This is a genomic window from Neisseria sp. P0019.S002, assembly GCF_051957155.1.
Lineage (GTDB): Bacteria > Pseudomonadota > Gammaproteobacteria > Burkholderiales > Neisseriaceae > Neisseria > Neisseria perflava.
This window is the reverse complement of record NZ_JBQCWS010000002.1, coordinates 85922-102523: the sequence shown is the minus strand read 5'-3', so window position 1 is coordinate 102523 and position 16602 is coordinate 85922. Positions and strand designations below refer to the sequence as shown.

The window sequence follows — 16602 nt, the reverse complement described above, 5'->3', positions numbered from 1 at the left end:
CTCTCCTTACTCGTCACGCGCGATGGTGGAAGTGCGCTTGATTTTTTGTTGGAGCTGAATCAGGCCGTAAATCAGGGCTTCCGCAGTCGGCGGACAACCCGGCACATAAACGTCTACCGGCACGACGCGGTCGGCACCGCGCACAACGGAATAAGAATAATGATAATAGCCACCGCCGTTAGCACACGAACCCATAGACAATACCCAGCGCGGCTCGGCAAGCTGGTCGTACACGCGGCGCAGTGCAGGCGCCATTTTGTTGGTGAGCGTACCCGCCACAATCATCAGGTCAGCCTGACGTGGGGACGGACGGAAAATGATGCCGAAACGGTCAAGGTCATAACGCGCCATACCTGCATGCATCATTTCCACGGCGCAACAGGCCAAGCCGAAAGTAACCGGCCACAATGAACCGGTACGCATATAGTTCAACACCGTATCCGCGCTGGTGGTGATGAAACCTTTTTTCAAAACGCCTTCTATTCCCATTCCAGCGCACCTTTTTTCCATTCGTAAATAAAGCCTACCGTCAGAACAACGATAAACACCAGCATAGACCAAAAGCCGTACGCGCCCAAATCTTTGAACACGACTGCCCACGGCAACATGAACGCGACCTCCAAATCAAACAGGATAAAGAGGATGGCGACGAGGTAATAGCGTACGTCGAACTTCATCCTTGCGTTTTCAAAGGCTTCAAAACCGCATTCGTAAGCCGCGTCTTTTTCGGCATAGTGACGTTTCGGGCCTAAAATTGTGCCGAGCAAAATAAACAGCACGCCGGCCGCAAGGCCGACGAGGATGAATACGAGGACGGGAAAATAACTGGCCAACATGGTCGTACCTAACTGGTTGACAGACAAATCTTAAAAATAGATTACCATTTTATCGAATTTCAAAAGCCATTTAAAGGTAAATATCAGCAAATCAGCAAAAAAACCTCAATAAATTCAATAAAGTTATGAGAACAATTCTTATTCTTATTTAATATTTCACAATTTTAATTTCAGTTTAATCATGTATCATTTAATTCGGATTTTCCTCATGTCCGATTTACTTCAAAAATATGGAAACCGCCCTTTTCCAAACCTCAATAAAAACATCAGGCCGTCTGAAAACTGATTCTTTTCAGACGGCCTGCGTACATCACATCCATTTAAATGGAAAAATCAATCGACACCTTTGAGCATGCGGTTCAATACCGGGGCGAGTACCAACAGGATACCGCAGGTTACCGCGCCGATGGTGGCCAGCATCCAGTAGAAATCCAATGGCGACTGAGCATTGTAGTAGTCTTTAAACAACACTCCGCCCAAGGTAAAGCCGATGGACAATGCTAAGAAATTCAACGCAACCATTTGTGTTTTAAACATGCTCGGTGCGATTTTGGTGGAGAACGACAACGAAATCGGCGACAGCATCAACTCACCTATCGTAATTGCCAGCAACACCAGCATAAACACGATAATCGGCATCGGGGTTCCGGATGAAATATACGGAATGAAACACAAATAAGAGACGCCGGTTATCAACATGGCCAGCGCAAATTTCAACGGCGTTTTAGGTTGGCGTTTGCCCATTTTCGTCCACACCGCGGCCATCACGCCGGAAAAGAGAACCACCCACATGGCCTGTATCGAGTCTTTCCATGAAACAGGCACGGTAAAGCCGAAGAAAGTACGGTCAACCGTTTCGTCAAAATAAACCGTTGCAACGGTGTACACCTGAAACCAAACCGCCCAGAACATACAAATGGTCAAAAACAGCGGAATATAGGCCATGATGTAACGTTTATTGGCTGCCTCAACCTGACTACTGCCCAGCAGGCGTGTAAAATAAGCGATAACGGTGATAATGACCACGCCCAAAAGCCAGCGTGAAAAGTTCTCAAGATTGAGCGCACCGGAAGCAATCACGCTGCCCAACACCAAAACCAGCAACACGCCGACAGCCATGGCGGTCTGTACCTTTTCAGGACGCAACGGATTGGGAGCCGGCGTATGCGGCAGGTTTTTACGGCCGCGCGAATACCACAGCAGGCCAAACGCCATACCGACGGCCGCCGCGCCGAAACCGTAATGGAATCCCATTCCGTCTTGCAAAATACCGGTCAACAAAGGGCCTAAGAAACCGCCGATATTGATGGAAATATAGAAAATAGAGAAACCGGCATCGCGCAATTCGCGCAGGTCGTCCCGTTCATACAAAGAGCCGACCATCGAACCGGCAGACGATTTCACGCCGCCGCTGCCCAGCGCGATAAACACCAAGCCCAACAACAATCCCATCAAGCCCGGCACAATCGCCAATAAAATATGGCCGGTCATCACGACGATACCGGCAATAAACAGGGTACGTTCCGCGCCCCAAATGCGGTCGGCCAACCATGCGCCGAGAATGGTGGACAGGTAAACGCTGCCGCCGTATGCGCCAACAATACCGCCGGCCAAAGCCTTATCCATACCCAAACCGCCTTGATTCGCGGCGTAATACAGATAAATCAGCAGGATGCCCTGCATACCGTAGAAGGAAAAACGTTCCCACAGCTCAATATGGAATAGGGTGGATAATTGCAAAGGATGGCCGAAGAAAGTTTTCTCGGCAGAAGACAGCTTTTGACCGGACATTTAATAAGTTCTCCTAATATATCGGACAGGCTCAGGCTTCAGACGGCCTATTGCACCTACCAATCATTTTTATAGAAACTATATATTACCGCCAATCTTTGCATTTGCAAAACATGTTTTAATATTTGCAAAATAATGTTTCTTTCAAACTGAAAAATGCCGTCTGAAACCTTTCAGACGGCCTGTTTATCTCTTACGGTTTACACACCTTGTTTCAGGCTGGCTTCGATGAAGCCGTCCAAATCGCCGTCCAATACGGCTTTGGTGTTGCCGACTTCGTAGCCTGTACGCAGGTCTTTAATGCGTGAAGAGTCCAAGACGTACGAACGGATTTGGCTGCCCCAACCCACATCGGACTTGCCTTCTTCCAACGCCTGTTTCTCTTCGTTGCGTTTGCGCATTTCCAATTCGTACAGTTTGGATTTCAACATTTCCATTGCGGCGGCTTTGTTGGCGTGTTGAGAACGGTCGTTTTGACATTGAACCACAATCCCTGTCGGCTCGTGGGTAATACGCACGGCGGAGTCGGTTTTGTTAATGTGCTGACCGCCTGCACCGGATGCGCGGTAAGTGTCGATACGCAAATCGGCAGGGTTGATTTCAATTTCGATGGAGTCGTCGATTTCGGGATAAACAAACACGGATGAGAACGACGTATGGCGTTTGTTGTTGGAGTCAAACGGCGAGTAGCGCACCAAGCGGTGGACGCCGGTTTCGGTACGCAGCAAGCCGTAGGCGTATTCGCCTTCCACGCGGATGGTGGCGCGGTTGATGCCCGCGATTTCGCCGTCGTCTTCTTCAAGGATTTCGATTTTGAAGCCTTTGCGCTCGGCGTAGCGGCTGTACATGCGGAACAGCATACCTGCCCAGTCTTCGGCTTCGGTACCGCCTGCGCCTGCGGTGATGTCGATAAAGCAGTTGTTCGGGTCGGCAGGCTGGTTGAACATTCGTTTGAATTCGAGGTCGGCCATTTGTTTTTCCAAACCGGCCACATCTTCCTGTACGGCGGCGAAACCTTCTTCGTCGTTTTCTTCGACAGCCATTTCAATCAGCATACGGTTGTCTTCGATACCTGTGGCGATGTTGTCGAGCGTCACCACGATGCCTTCGAGGATTTTGCGCTCTTTGCCGATTTCTTGGGCGCGTTTGGGGTCGTTCCAGAGTTCCGGGTCTTCGGAGAGGCCGACGACTTCTTCAAGGCGGTCTTTTTTGCCTTGATAGTCCATATAGACGCGGATGTCTTCGCTGCGCTTCTCCAAGTCGTTTAGGGTGTTGTTAAGCTGGTTGATTACTTCGGCTTCCATGATTCTTGTGTTCTTTCAAAATTTTAGGGGCGTATTGTAAGGGATTTGCCTGTTTTTTTCCATGACCGGGCCGTCTGAAAATGTGCAGTTTGGATTTTCAGACGGCCTCGGTTTTGAATTTTTCCATCCAAAGCCGCCAGTCGTTGTCTATCGGCGCTTGTACGATAATCCGACTACCGTCTTCTATGCTTTGAAAACTGAGGCTCTGCGCGTGCAACATCAGGCGTTGCGTGCCAACATGTTCGGCAACGGCATGGTTTTGGCGCAAATCGCCGTAGTTGGTGTCGCCGACGATGGGGTGGAAAATGTGTTTCATATGGCGGCGGAGTTGGTGTTTGCGGCCGGTGTGCGGCGTGAGTTCGGCCCACGAATAACGCGAGGTCGGGTAACGCAGGGCGGATTGGAACGGCAACTCGGTTTGTGCCAGACAGCGGTAGGCGGTTTGCGCTTCCTGCAAAGTCGCTTCGGTCTGCGCTTCGGCAATTTTGTCGGGCATATATTTGAGGGCGTAATCAATCAGGCCGTCTGAAGGCAGATGACCGCGAACAATCGCCCAATAGGTTTTTTCGATGGTTTTGTTTTCAAACTGCTGCGTCAATAACCGTGCAGCTTCCGTATCGAGGGCAAACAGCAAGACGCCGGAAGTCGGGCGGTCGAGGCGGTGGACGGGATAGACGTGCTGCCCGATTTGGTCGCGCAGGGTCTGCACGGCAAAACGGGTTTCGTGTTTGTCTAACCAGCTTCGGTGTACCAGCATTCCGGCAGGTTTGTTGATGGCAATGATGCGGCTGTTGCGGTGGATAATATCGAGCATGGCGGAGCAGTTGAATAAAAGCAGATATTGTAACGGGCTTTTGAAAATGTGGCAGGTACACTTGCCGCCGAAACCCAACTTTCAGACGGCCCGCCCCTTTCGGGTTACAATACTGCACATAAAAACACGAAGGAAAAGCCGTGAGCCTGCTCAAAAAACTGCCCAAACCCATGCTGCCCGACGAAACACGCCGCGATATTCAGGCGCGCGAGTCGTATCATGTATTGAAGATTATTTCCGAATTTGTCGAAGCCGGCGAAGAATTGCGCGCCATTCAGCCAGCCGTCAGCATTTACGGCAGCGCGCGCACGCCTGAAAACCATCCCGACTACGAGTTCACATTGCGCTTGGCCCGCAAACTGTCGGATGCCGGATTTTCCGTCATTTCCGGCGGCGGACCGGGCATTATGGAAGCGGCCAACAAAGGCGCGTTTGCAGGCGCAAGTCCGGCGGTGGGGTTGAATATCGTGTTGCCGCACGAGCAAAAAGCCAATCCGTATCAGGATTTGTCGATTAAATTCCAACACTTCTTCCCGCGCAAAGTCATGTTCGTCAAACACGCCGTGGCGTATGTCGTCATGCCCGGCGGTTTCGGCACGCTGGACGAATTGTTTGAAAGCCTGACCTTGGTGCAAACCGGCAAAACGCCCGACCGCCCGATTATCTTAGTGGGCAAAGCATTTTGGGCGGGTCTGTTGGACTGGATACGCGAGCAGTTGCTGGGCAGAAACCTGATTTTGGAAGAGGATTTGAACTTGATCCGCGTCATCGACGACGAGGACGAAATCATCGAAGAAATCTTCGCCCATTACGAAAACCGCTTGGAAGACTTGTCCGAACACCAAAATGCTTGGTCGCTGGGACTGTAAAACTAAGGTTTCAACTGAAAAAGCGGTTATCCCAGCTGCCCTTTGCTTCATTAATAAAGGCCGTCTGAAAATGTTTTCAGACGGCCTTTTATCTTCTTTCAAAGCGTTTAATTGTTTTCCCACTCGACATGCTCACTCAAGAAGCCGCCGCTTTGGTGCGCCCAAAGTTTGGCATACAGACCTTGTTTCTCGAGCAACTCGGTGTGGCTGCCTTCTTCGATGATGCGGCCTTTGTCCAAGACGATGAGGCGGTCCATCGCGGCGATGGTGGAGAGGCGGTGGGCGATGGCAATCACGGTTTTGCCTTCCATCATTTTGTCGAGGCTTTCTTGGATGGCGGCTTCGACTTCGGAGTCGAGCGCGCTGGTAGCTTCGTCAAGCAATAGAATCGGCGCGTCTTTGAGCATGACGCGGGCAATGGCGATACGTTGGCGCTGGCCTCCGGAAAGTTTCACGCCGCGTTCGCCAACGTGCGCATCATAGCCGCGTCGGCCTTTGGCATCGCTTAAGTTAGGAATAAAACCGGCGGCCTCGGCGCGTTCGGCGGCAGAAATCATTTCGGCTTCGGTCGCATCGGGACGGCCGTAGATAATGTTGTCGCGGACGGAGCGGTGCAGCAGGGAGGTATCTTGCGTTACCAAACCGATTTGGGCGCGCAGACTTTCTTGGGTAACGCTGTCCACGTTTTGGCCGTCGATCGAAATCGTGCCGCTTTGCGGTTCGTAAAAACGCAGGAGCAGGTTGACGATGGTGGATTTGCCCGCGCCGCTGCGGCCGATCAAGCCGACTTTTTCGCCGGGTTTGATGTTCAGATTAAAGCCGTTGAGGAGCGGTTTGCCTGCTTCGTAGGAGAAATCGACGTGATCAAACTTGATTTCGCCTCGGGTGACTTTCAGCGGCAGGGCTTGCGGCTTGTCGAGGATGGTGTGTGGTTTGGACAGGGTGGCCATGCCGTCGTTGACGGTACCGATGTTTTCAAACAATCGGGCAGACTCCCACATGATGTATTGCGACAAACCGTTCACACGCAATGCCATGGCCGTGGCCGTAGCTACCGCGCCTACGCCGACTTGGCCGTGATACCAAAGCCAAATACCCAAGGCGGTCGTGCCGACGGTCAGCGAGCTGTTGACGATAAAGCTGCAGGTGTGCAGCAGCGTTGCCAAACGCATTTGGGCATGGACGGTCACCATAAATTCTTCCATCGATTGCTTGGCATAGGCGGCCTCGCGTGCGCCATGGGAGAAAAGTTTGACGGTGGCGATATTGGAGTAGGCGTCGGTAATGCGGCCAGTCATCAGCGAGCGCGCATCGGCCTGACGCGCAGCGGTTTTGCCGAGTTTGGGAATCAGAAAGCGCATAATCATCGCGAATCCAATCATCCAGCAAATAAACGGCACGATAAGCCAAGCATCGAATGAGGACAGAATCACGCCGGAAGTGATGAAGTACACCAGCACATACACAACCATATCGGCGACGGTCATCACGACATCGCGCAACGCCAGCGCGGTCTGCATGACTTTGGCGGACACACGTCCTGCAAATTCGTCCTGATAAAAGCCTAGGCTTTGTCCCAACATCAGGCGGTGGAAATTCCAGCGCAGGCGCATGGGGAACACGCCTTGCAGGGTTTGCAGGCGCACACTGGACGCGAAAAAGGTCCAAACGGCAAAAAATGCCACCATGGCCATCATGCCGATTAATGCATGGCCTTTTTCAGCAAAAAGCGTTTGCGGCGTATAAGTGCCGAGCCAGTCGACCACCTTGCCCATAAATTGGAACATCAAGGCTTCCATGATGCCGACGCCGACCGTAAACACGGCCAACACGGCGATCCATTTGCGCACGCCTTCAATATTGCTCCAAATAAACCGCCACAACCCTTTTTCTGGCGTTTTCGGAGCGGCTTCGGGATAAGGGTCGATGCGGGACTCGAACCATGAGAATATTTTTTTAATCATTGTTTTTGCAAATGTGATAAGACGGTCAGGCCGTCTGAAAAGAGGTGTTCAAATACATTCAAGACTGTATTTTACGGGAAAAATCCGACTGATGACAGCGGATACCGTCAGTCCGACCAAACCAATCTATCGGCTTGACCATCTAAAAATCCCTTTTCCTTTGCCCAAAACAAAGGCCGTCTGAAACTTTTCAGACGGCCTTTGCTGGATTTAGGTTGCCCTTAAAAATCACTCTTTACGTTGACGGCCCAAATCGGCAGCGGCAGTAAACAAAACGTCGGTGGAAGAGTTCAACGCAGTTTCTGCAGAGTCTTGAATCACACCAATGATGAAGCCGACGGCAACCACCTGCATGGCCACATCGTTATCGATACCGAACAGGCTGCACGCCAAAGGAATCAGCAGCAACGAGCCGCCGGCCACACCGGATGCACCGCACGCGCTGACGGTAGCCACCAGGCTCAGCAGCAGGGCAGTGGCGAAGTCAACCGTAATGCCTTGCGTGTGCGCCGCAGCCATCGCCAAAACGGTAATGGTGATTGCCGCACCGGCCATATTGATGGTTGCACCCAATGGAATGGAGATAGAGTAAGTGTCTTCGTGCAGACCCAGTTTTTTCGCCAATGCCATGTTCACAGGGATATTGGCGGCGGAAGAACGGGTAAAGAAGGCATACACGCCACTTTCGCGCAGGCAGGTAAACACCAGCGGGAAAGGATTGCTGCGGATTTGCGTCCACACAATAATCGGGTTGACCACCAACGCAATAAACAGCATACAGCCGAGCAATACGGCCAACAGCTGCATATAGCCGGCAAGCGCTTCAAAACCGGTTTCCGCAATAGTAGAAGACACCAAGCCGAAAATACCCAACGGCGCAAAACGGATAATCCATTTCACAACGGTCGAAACGGTATCAGCCAAATCGGCCGCCACTTGGCGGGTCGTATCCGAACCGTGATGACGCAAAGCCGCGCCCAATACCAAAGCCCAAGCCAAAATGCCGATATAGTTGGCATTGGCTAGCGCGTTAATCGGGTTGGCCACCAAATTCATCAACAGCGTTTTCAATACTTCGACAATGCCGGAAGGCGGCGCAACGGATACATCGCCGGCCGCACGCAGAATCAGCGTGGTCGGGAATGCCATGCTGGCGACAACCGCCACCACAGCCGCTGCGAACGTACCGAAAATATACAAAATCAAAATCGGTTTGATGTGGGCCTGATTGCCTTTTTGGTGTTGCGCAATGGCGGCAGTCACCAAAACGAATACCAAAATCGGCGCGATAGCCTTAAGCGCACCGACAAACAGGCTGCCCAGCAGTCCTGCGCTGATACCAACTTGCGGCGCAACTGCACCTACAAGAATACCTAAAACCAAGCCGATGGCGATTTGCGCCACCAGGCTGACGCGATTAAGCGCGTTCAAAAGCGGATTGCCACTTGCCATATCCGTTCCTTCAATTTAAAGATATGTTAAAAAAGTCTTACATTCTAAAATAAAAAATCATTTGTCGGCGAGGTTTTCATGCACACCTCACAAAAACAGCATCAAAGTTTAGCATTTATGACACAGTTGGCACTTTATGCCAAAAATACGGTCAAAACTGCTCAAACCCTACTTTAAAGTATGCCCATACCGTTGCTTTACTTCTCTATATCTTGCTTTCAGACGGCCTGAAATCTGCGCCATAAGGCCGAATACAAAGGCAACTTCATCAGTCAAAATACAAAACATAAATATTACAATCAGATAGAAACAAACCAAAATCCGCCCTTACGTCACATTTTGCAACATTATCACGCTAAATTTCCGTTTATAACCATAGCCTGAAACCTTGCAGAAATAATGTTAAAATCCCCATACTGAAGAATTGTCGCTGTCGAACACACATCATGACCAAACTGACCTACCCTGTTTTATTTGCATCATTGGCGCTCGCCTACGGACACGCGTTGGCAGTAGATACTTCCGTTCCCAAAGCGGAAGACTACGAAGCTGTTCCCGAATCCAAAATGCCCAAGCAGCCCAAAGACGACCAGACAGGCAAACTCAAGCCCAAATTTCCCGTCAAAATCGACACCCAAGACAGCGAAGTCAAAGAAATGCTTGAAGAATACCTGCCGCTGATTACCCAGCAGCAGGACGAAGAGCTGGACAAAGAGCAGGTCGGCTTCCTCGCCGAAGAGGCTCCCGACAACGTCAAAACGATGCTCCGGACCAAAGGCTACTTCAACAGCAACGTCAATATTCAAGACCACGGCGAAAGCTATACCGTCAACGTCACCCCCGGCCCGCGCACCAAAGTCGACAACGTCAGCGTGGCCATCCTTGGCGACGTATTGAATGATGACAACTTGGCCGAGTACTACCAAAATGCGATGGAAAACTGGCAACAGCCCGTTGGCGAAAACTTCGACCAAGATGGCTGGAGTGCGAGTAAAACCTCCGTCCTCAGCGCGGTAACACGCAAAAAATACCCTTTGGCGAAACTCACTACCACCCAAGCCACCATCAATCCCAATACCCAAAAAGCCGATTTGAACGTCATCGTAGAGAGCAACCGCCCCATTTACTTTGGCGAGTTCCAAATCACCGGCACGCGCCGCTACCCTGAAAACGTGGTTTCCGGCATGGCGCGCTTCCACCCCGGTTCGCCTTACGACTTGGACAAAATCCTCGACCTGCAACAGGCGCTCGAGCAAAATGGCCACTATTCCGGCGCGTCCGTACAAGCCGACTTCGACCAACTGCAAGGCGACCGCGTTCCCGTCAAAATCAACGTGACCGAAGTCAAACGCCACAAACTGGAAACCGGTATCCGCTACGACTCCGAATACGGAATCGGCGGCCGCATCGCCTACGACTATTACAACCTCTTTAACAAAGGTTACATTGGTTCCATCGTTTGGGACATGGACAAATACGAAACCACGCTGGCCGCCGGTATCAGCCAACCGCGTAACAACCGCGGCAACTACTGGACCAGCAACGTTTCCTACAACCGCTCGACCACGCAAAACCTTGAAAAACGCGCCCTGTCCAGCGGTATTTGGTATGTCCGCGACCGCAACAATATCGATGCCCGCTTCGGCCTCGAATTTATTACCGAAGACCGCAAAGTCCCCGACACCAGCTACGATTTGGGCCGAAGCCATGCCACCATGCTGACCGCCTCATGGAAACGGCAAAGCATCGAAACCGAGCTGCACCCTCAAAACGGCTATTACCTCGACGGCAAAATCGGTACAACTTTGGGCAAACTCCTCTCCTCCACTCAAATAGCACGCGCCACGGCACGGGCAGGCTATTTCTTCACGCCTGAAAACAAAAAAATCGGTACATTCATCGTACGCGGACAGGCAGGCTACGTTTATGCCCGCGAAGGCGAAGAAGTGCCGTCCAGCCTGATGTTCCGTACCGGCGGCGCAACTTCCGTACGCGGTTACGAACTCGACAGCATCGGCTTGGCCGGCCCCAACGGCTCCGTCCTGCCACAACGCGCCTTGGTGGTCGGCAGCCTCGAATATCAATTCCCGGTCACCAAAAGCTTCTCAGGCGCCATCTTCCACGATGTCGGCGATGCGGCAAGCAACTTCAAACACATGACCTTAAAACACGGTACCGGCTTGGGTGTGCGCTGGTTCAGCCCGGTTGCGCCGTTCTCCTTCGACATTGCCTACAGCCACCACGACAAAAAAATCCGCTGGCACATCAGCTTGGGCACAAGGTTTTAACAAACATACACCATCCATTCTTTCAGACGGCCTCAGCCATTCCAGGCCGTCTGAAAAACAGACAAACAGAAAAATATCATGACCGATACTGCAAACACTTCCACGCCGTCTGAACAACAGCCCGCCCCGCCAAAGCGCAAAAAACGCCTGTTGCGCGGCTTTGTCCTGTCCGCCTTGGGCGTATTGACCGTTTCCGCCGGCGCAATCGGCTGGCTGGTCGGTACGGAATCGGGTTTGCGTTTCGGTTTGTACAAAATCCCGTCATGGTTCGGTGTCAAAATCTCCTCGGATACGCTGAAAGGTACGCTGATTGAAGGTTTTGGAGGCGACAAATGGTTGATTGAAACAGAGGGTGCGGACATCAAAATCAGCAGCTTCCGCTTTGATTGGAAACCGTCCGAGCTGACCCGTCCGTCCTTGCACATTACCGAAGTCGTGGCCGGCGACATCGCCATCGTGACCAAACGCACGCCGCCTAAAGAAGAAGAGCCTTCAAAAGGCCTGCCCGACAGCATAGACCTGCCCGTTACCGCCTATCTCGACCGTTTGGAAACCGGCAAAATCAGCGTGGGCAAGCGTTTTGACAAGCAGACCGTCTATCTCGACCATCTGCACGCAGCCTATCATTACGACAAAAAAGAACACCGCCTCCACATCAAAACCGCCGACACGCCCTGGAGCAGCTCGACAGGCGCGGTGGTGCTCGGTTTGAACAAACCCTACGTCCTCAATACCGCCATCTACACCAAAGGCCAGCTTGAGGGCGAAACCATACACGGCACGGTGCGCCTGTGGGGCAGCCTGCAAGACGTATCCACCGACCTGCTGCTCGACGGCGACAACGTTCATTTGTCGGCCAAGTCCACCATTCACCCATTCGCCGACAGCCTCAACGAAACCGTCGGCGAAATCCTGGTTAAAGGTTCCAACATCAATCCGCAGGCCTTCCTGCCCACCCTGCCCAAAGCACGTCTGAATTTCGACGCCACCACCATTCCGTCCTTTACAGACGGCGTTGCGCTGGAAGGCTCGATAGACTTGGAAAACGACCAAGCCGGTTTTGCCGATGAAAACTATATCCCCGTCAAACGCATCCTCGGCGAATTCATTGTCGATGATAAAGGCACGGTCAAAATCGAAGACATCGGCGTCGGCCTACTCAAAGACGGCAGCATCGACGTATCCGGCACTATCGATACCGCCCAAGACCAGCTCAAACTCGCACTGGGCATCAACAATACCGGCGCAGACGACTTTGTCCGTCAAAATATCGCAGGCCGTCTGAACGGCAGTATCGACGTCAAAGGCGAAACCTCCTCCCCTGTCGTCAACTGGAATCTCGACAGCGGATTCGCACGCACAGACGGCATGCTGTTTTTCCAAACCGACAAACAGCTCGGCCAGCGCACACTCAAGCTCGACAAAGTCCGCCTGGTTCCGCAAAACGGCGGCGAACTCAACGCCAAAGGCTCGCTTGAACTCTTCAAAGACCGCAAACTGCAGCTGGACATCGTCAGCAAAGCCTTCAACCCTGCGCGCATCGATCCGCAGCTTCCGCAAGGCAGCGTCAACGGCAACATCAACTTAACCGGCATACTGGCGCAAGAAAAATTCGCCGGCAAAATGCAGTTTGCACCGAGTACGCTCAACGGCGTTCCGCTCAGCGGCAAAGCCGACGTCGCCTATGAAAACAAACACCTCTCTCGCGCCCTGACCGACCTGACCCTCGGCAGCAACATCGTCAAAACCAACGGCAGCTTCGGCAAAAAAGGCGACCGCCTCAACCTCAATATTACCGCCCCCGATTTGTCGCGTTTCGGCTTCGGCTTGGGCGGCCTGCTCAACGCGCGCGGCTACATCTCCGGCAGCTTTTCAGACGGCCTCAAAACCCTTGAAGCCGATTTGAACGGCGAAGCGCGCAACTTCAAAGTCGCCGATACCGTCAATATCCGCACCCTCGACTTCAAACTTAAAGGTTCGCCCGACACCAACCGTCCGTTGAGTGCCGATATTAAAGGCGAACACATCGCCGTCTCCGGCGGCGCGGCCATGATTGACAACGTCAACCTGCTCATCAGCGGCACAGGTTCGCACCACCACATCCGCGGCAACAGCAGCATGGCGGTGGACAACAAACGCTACAAGCTCGACCTCGACGCCACCGGCGGCCTCAACAAAGACCAAACCCAATGGAAAGGCACGGTTGACACGCTCGACATCAACGGCGCGTTCAACCTCAAACTGCAAAACCGCCTCAACCTCGAAGCCGGCAGCGAACGCGTTTCCCTCAGCAGCGCACGCTGGGCGGCCATGGGCGGCAGCCTCAACCTGCAAAATTTCGTTTGGGACAAAAAAGCCGGCATTACCAGTAAAGGCAGCGCGCAAAATCTGCACATTACCGAGTTGCACAACTTCTACACCCCGCCCATCGAACACAACCTCGTCTTGGGCGGCGACTGGGATTTGGCTTACAGTCAAAACGCGCGCGGCTTCCTCAACATCAGCCGTCAAAGCGGCGACATCATCCTGCCGAGCAAAGATCCGAAAAACAAACAGCCTTTGGGACTTTCCGCACTCGCCCTGCGCACCCGTTTCCAAAACGGCCGCATCGACAGCACGCTGGAAGGCAACACCCGCTTCGGCAAAGTTGACGGCACGCTCGGCATCGCCCAACAGTTCGGCAACAACATCAACAACGCCCCCGTCAGCGGCAAAGTCAATATCAACGTTCCCGATTTGGGCTCGCTCAAATCCTTTATGCCGGCCACAGCCCAAGGCATTGCAGGCCGTCTGAACGCGACCGCCACCATCGGCGGCCGACTCGGTTCACCTACCGTCAACAGCAACCTCGACCTCCAAACCAATTACGGCCGAGCCGACGGTACCGTCAACATCGGTCAGGGTACCAGCTTCGACACCGCCCCCCTGAGCGGCAAACTCAACCTGAACGTTGCCAACCTCGAAGTCTTCCGCAACTTCCTGCCCGTCGGCCAAACCCTCAAAGGCCGTCTGAACGCCGCCGTCAACTTGGCAGGCCGTCTGAACGATCCGCAACTGAGCGGCCTGATTAACGGCGACAACCTCTATTACCGCCATCAAACCCAAGGCCTGATTCTCGACAACGGCGTATTGCGTTCGCGCCTGCAGGGTCAAAAATGGGTGATCGACAGCCTCAAATTCCACCGTGGCGGCACGATTGAGCTCAAAGGTGCGGTCAACCTTGCCAACGCCAACCCCGATGTCGACGTGGACATCGTCTTCGACAAATACCGCACCCTCTCGCGTCCAAACCGCCAACTGCAGCTCTCCGGCGCGGCCAAAGTCCTCTACAATCCGGAAAAAGGCGTATCGCTCAACGGCACGCTCAACACCGACTACGGCAGGTTCGGTTCACAAAAATCCTCCATGCCGACCCTCGATGACGACGTGGTCGTACTGGGCGAAACCAAAAAAGAAGCAACGGCCACCACGCCGATTAATATGAACCTTGTCTTGAACATCAACGACAATGTCCGTTTTGTCGGCTACGGCGCAGACGTTACCATCGGCGGCAAACTGGCCATCACATCACGTCCGGGCGAAGCCGTCCAAGGCGTCGGTACCGTGCGCGTTGTCAAAGGCCGCTACAAAGCCTACGGCCAAGACCTCGACATCACCAAAGGCTCGGTTTCCTTTGTCGGCCCGCTGACCAATCCAAACCTCAACATCCGTGCCGAACGCCGTCTCTCCCCGGTCGGTGCAGGTGTCGAAGTCCTCGGCAGCCTCAACAATCCGCGCGTAACCTTGGTTGCCAAAGAAGCCATGAGTGAAAAAGACAAACTCTCCTGGCTCATCCTCAACCGTGCCAGCAGCGGCAGCGACGGCGACAACGCCACGCTCTCTGCGGCCGCCAGCGCGCTGCTTGCCGGCCAAGTCAACGACCGCATCGGCCTTGTCGATGATTTGGGCTTTACCAGCAAACGCAGCCGCAACGCCCAAACCGGCGAGCTCAATCCTGCCGAACAAGTCCTGACCGTCGGCAAACAGCTCACCAACAACCTCTACGCAGGTTACGAATACGGCATTTCCAGCGCCGAACAATCCGTCAAACTCGTGTACCAACTGACCCGCGCCATCCAAGCCGTTGCCCGCATCGGCACACGCTCCTCCGGTGGCGAGTTGAAATATACCATCCGCTTTGACAACTGGTTCGGCAAAGACGAACCCGAGCCGGAAGAACAACACTAAAAGCCGTGAAAAAGGCCGTCTGAAATTCATCTTTCAGACGGCCTTTATCTTGTTCTACCGTATTAGAATCTTCAGCCATGCCTCAAAAAACAAAGGTCAACGGCGCAAGTTTAAAAATAAATGCAGCTAAAAAAGTGAACGGCAAACCATGGCTTATTCCAAGTTAGCAATAAATAAAGCAGATACAAAAAGGCCGTCTGAAACTGACAGGGGCAGGTTTCAGACGGCCTTTTTTGAATCATCGAAATATCTTGTGCATGGCGTTGCTGATTAATTCGAGCTGTTTCTTATATTCGCGGCAACGGGGGCAGAGCGACAGGTGGACGGCAAGGGCAATGCGGTTAAAAAGACTGAGACGTACTTGGTCTTGCTGTTTGGAAATCAGATCGGTTATTTTGCGGCATTTTTTCATGGCATTTTCCTGTCAGGCATGGGAGAACCATTTGATTTGCAGGCACTGGCGCAAGGTTTCGCGCGCGCGGTGCATGATGGTGTGGTAGTTGGCATGGCTGATGCCGCATTGTTCGCGGATTTCATCGCTTGAAAAACCGAGAATTTCTTTCATGGTAAACACGCGGGCGGTGTTTTCCGGCAGATGGTAGAGGCAGGTCTGCAAAACTTGGTAGAACTCTTTATTGTTCAAACTGGCTTCGGGCGAGTCCCAACCCTGAGGTTGTCCTTCGTCTGTCCAATGCCCGTCGGCGGCAAAATGTCCTTCAAAGGCTTCATCCAAAGCTTCTTCGTCGCGCGTGACGAAAACTTGGCGTTGCCGCCCGATTTGGCGCAGGCAGTCGGTAATTTTGTTTTTTAAGATTGCAAACAGCCAGCTGCTCACTTGGGCGCCGCCTTTGAAACTCTCGGCTGCGCGGTAGGCAGAAAGCATGGTTTCCTGTACGAGGTCTTCCGCCAAATCGGGGCGGTCGGGCAGTTGGATATGAGCAAAGCGCAGCAGCAGTTTACGGGATTCGGCAAGCTCGGCATCGGTCAGTTCGGGTAGGGCCATAATGTATCAGTATGAAATGAATGATCAATATGCTTCTGATTTTACGCTGATACG

Annotated in this window: 12 protein-coding genes; 3 read left to right on the top strand and 9 right to left on the bottom strand. The window is 52.9% G+C overall.

The window, feature by feature from the left end; translation table 11 throughout:
• Window positions 1-6 precede the first annotated feature (6 nt).
• From ACTHTY_RS03850 to truC, 5 genes are all read right to left on the bottom strand, one after another.
• Window positions 7-489 (bottom strand): NuoB/complex I 20 kDa subunit family protein, encoded by a 483-nt coding sequence (locus ACTHTY_RS03850; RefSeq protein WP_002215610.1) that lies wholly within the window; start codon window positions 487-489, stop codon window positions 7-9.
• On the bottom strand, window positions 480-836 hold the full coding sequence (locus tag ACTHTY_RS03845) for an NADH-quinone oxidoreductase subunit A (protein WP_003686600.1): 357 nt from the start codon (window positions 834-836) through the stop codon (window positions 480-482). The genes ACTHTY_RS03850 and ACTHTY_RS03845 overlap by 10 nt, the downstream gene beginning before the upstream one ends.
• Window positions 837-1169: 333 nt before the next feature.
• Window positions 1170-2627: an oligopeptide:H+ symporter gene (locus tag ACTHTY_RS03840; protein WP_440366527.1), complete on the bottom strand. Its 1458-nt coding sequence runs from the start codon at window positions 2625-2627 to the stop codon at window positions 1170-1172.
• 200 nt (window positions 2628-2827) lie between these two features.
• Entirely contained in the window at window positions 2828-3931 is a 1104-nt protein-coding gene (prfB, locus tag ACTHTY_RS03835; protein ID WP_003681666.1) for a peptide chain release factor 2, read from the bottom strand.
• Between the two features lie 97 nt (window positions 3932-4028).
• Window positions 4029-4745: a tRNA pseudouridine(65) synthase TruC gene (gene truC / locus ACTHTY_RS03830; RefSeq protein WP_440366526.1), complete on the bottom strand. Its 717-nt coding sequence runs from the start codon at window positions 4743-4745 to the stop codon at window positions 4029-4031.
• Window positions 4746-4885: 140 nt separating this feature from the next.
• On the opposite strand from truC, the gene ACTHTY_RS03825 reads away from it, so the two are divergent.
• Complete coding sequence (locus ACTHTY_RS03825; RefSeq protein WP_003686578.1) at window positions 4886-5614, top strand: TIGR00730 family Rossman fold protein; 729 nt, start codon at window positions 4886-4888, stop codon at window positions 5612-5614.
• 107 nt (window positions 5615-5721) lie between these two features.
• Here ACTHTY_RS03825 and ACTHTY_RS03820 read toward each other — a convergent pair whose 3' ends face one another.
• Together ACTHTY_RS03820 and sstT are read right to left on the bottom strand one after the other, a co-directional pair.
• Window positions 5722-7578, bottom strand: a complete 1857-nt coding sequence (locus tag ACTHTY_RS03820) for an ABC transporter ATP-binding protein (protein WP_440366525.1) — start codon at window positions 7576-7578, stop codon at window positions 5722-5724.
• Between the two features lie 228 nt (window positions 7579-7806).
• Window positions 7807-9030 carry a serine/threonine transporter SstT gene (gene sstT / locus ACTHTY_RS03815; RefSeq protein WP_308881967.1) on the bottom strand — a complete coding sequence of 408 codons (1224 nt, stop codon included), beginning with the start codon at window positions 9028-9030 and terminating at the stop codon, window positions 7807-7809.
• A gap of 446 nt (window positions 9031-9476) precedes the next feature.
• On the opposite strand from sstT, the gene ACTHTY_RS03810 reads away from it, so the two are divergent.
• Together ACTHTY_RS03810 and ACTHTY_RS03805 are read left to right on the top strand one after the other, a co-directional pair.
• Window positions 9477-11318 (top strand): autotransporter assembly complex protein TamA, encoded by a 1842-nt coding sequence (locus tag ACTHTY_RS03810; protein WP_440366524.1) that lies wholly within the window; start codon window positions 9477-9479, stop codon window positions 11316-11318.
• Between the two features lie 78 nt (window positions 11319-11396).
• Complete coding sequence (locus ACTHTY_RS03805; protein WP_440366523.1) at window positions 11397-15545, top strand: translocation/assembly module TamB domain-containing protein; 4149 nt, start codon at window positions 11397-11399, stop codon at window positions 15543-15545.
• Window positions 15546-15783: 238 nt separating this feature from the next.
• On the opposite strand, the gene ACTHTY_RS03800 is transcribed toward ACTHTY_RS03805, so the two are convergent.
• Both ACTHTY_RS03800 and ACTHTY_RS03795 read right to left on the bottom strand, forming a co-directional pair.
• On the bottom strand, window positions 15784-15957 hold the full coding sequence (locus ACTHTY_RS03800; RefSeq protein ID WP_141745160.1) for a zf-HC2 domain-containing protein: 174 nt from the start codon (window positions 15955-15957) through the stop codon (window positions 15784-15786).
• A gap of 12 nt (window positions 15958-15969) precedes the next feature.
• On the bottom strand, window positions 15970-16548 hold the full coding sequence (locus tag ACTHTY_RS03795) for a sigma-70 family RNA polymerase sigma factor (protein ID WP_440366522.1): 579 nt from the start codon (window positions 16546-16548) through the stop codon (window positions 15970-15972).
• Window positions 16549-16602 lie beyond the last annotated feature (54 nt).

Excerpts from the sequence above, each read along its gene's own strand:
- ACTHTY_RS03795 (WP_440366522.1), bottom strand. The coding sequence starts at position 16,548 with ATGGCCCTACCCGAACTGACCGATGCCGAGCTTGCCGAATCCCGTAAA.
- ACTHTY_RS03850 (WP_002215610.1), bottom strand. The coding sequence starts at position 489 with ATGGGAATAGAAGGCGTTTTGAAAAAAGGTTTCATCACCACCAGCGCG.
- ACTHTY_RS03820 (WP_440366525.1), bottom strand. The coding sequence starts at position 7,578 with ATGATTAAAAAAATATTCTCATGGTTCGAGTCCCGCATCGACCCTTAT.
- sstT (WP_308881967.1), bottom strand. The coding sequence starts at position 9,030 with ATGGCAAGTGGCAATCCGCTTTTGAACGCGCTTAATCGCGTCAGCCTG.
- ACTHTY_RS03805 (WP_440366523.1), top strand. The coding sequence starts at position 11,397 with ATGACCGATACTGCAAACACTTCCACGCCGTCTGAACAACAGCCCGCC.
- prfB (WP_003681666.1), bottom strand. The coding sequence starts at position 3,931 with ATGGAAGCCGAAGTAATCAACCAGCTTAACAACACCCTAAACGACTTG.
- ACTHTY_RS03810 (WP_440366524.1), top strand. The coding sequence starts at position 9,477 with ATGACCAAACTGACCTACCCTGTTTTATTTGCATCATTGGCGCTCGCC.
- truC (WP_440366526.1), bottom strand. The coding sequence starts at position 4,745 with ATGCTCGATATTATCCACCGCAACAGCCGCATCATTGCCATCAACAAA.
- ACTHTY_RS03840 (WP_440366527.1), bottom strand. The coding sequence starts at position 2,627 with ATGTCCGGTCAAAAGCTGTCTTCTGCCGAGAAAACTTTCTTCGGCCAT.
- ACTHTY_RS03800 (WP_141745160.1), bottom strand. The coding sequence starts at position 15,957 with ATGAAAAAATGCCGCAAAATAACCGATCTGATTTCCAAACAGCAAGAC.
- ACTHTY_RS03845 (WP_003686600.1), bottom strand. The coding sequence starts at position 836 with ATGTTGGCCAGTTATTTTCCCGTCCTCGTATTCATCCTCGTCGGCCTT.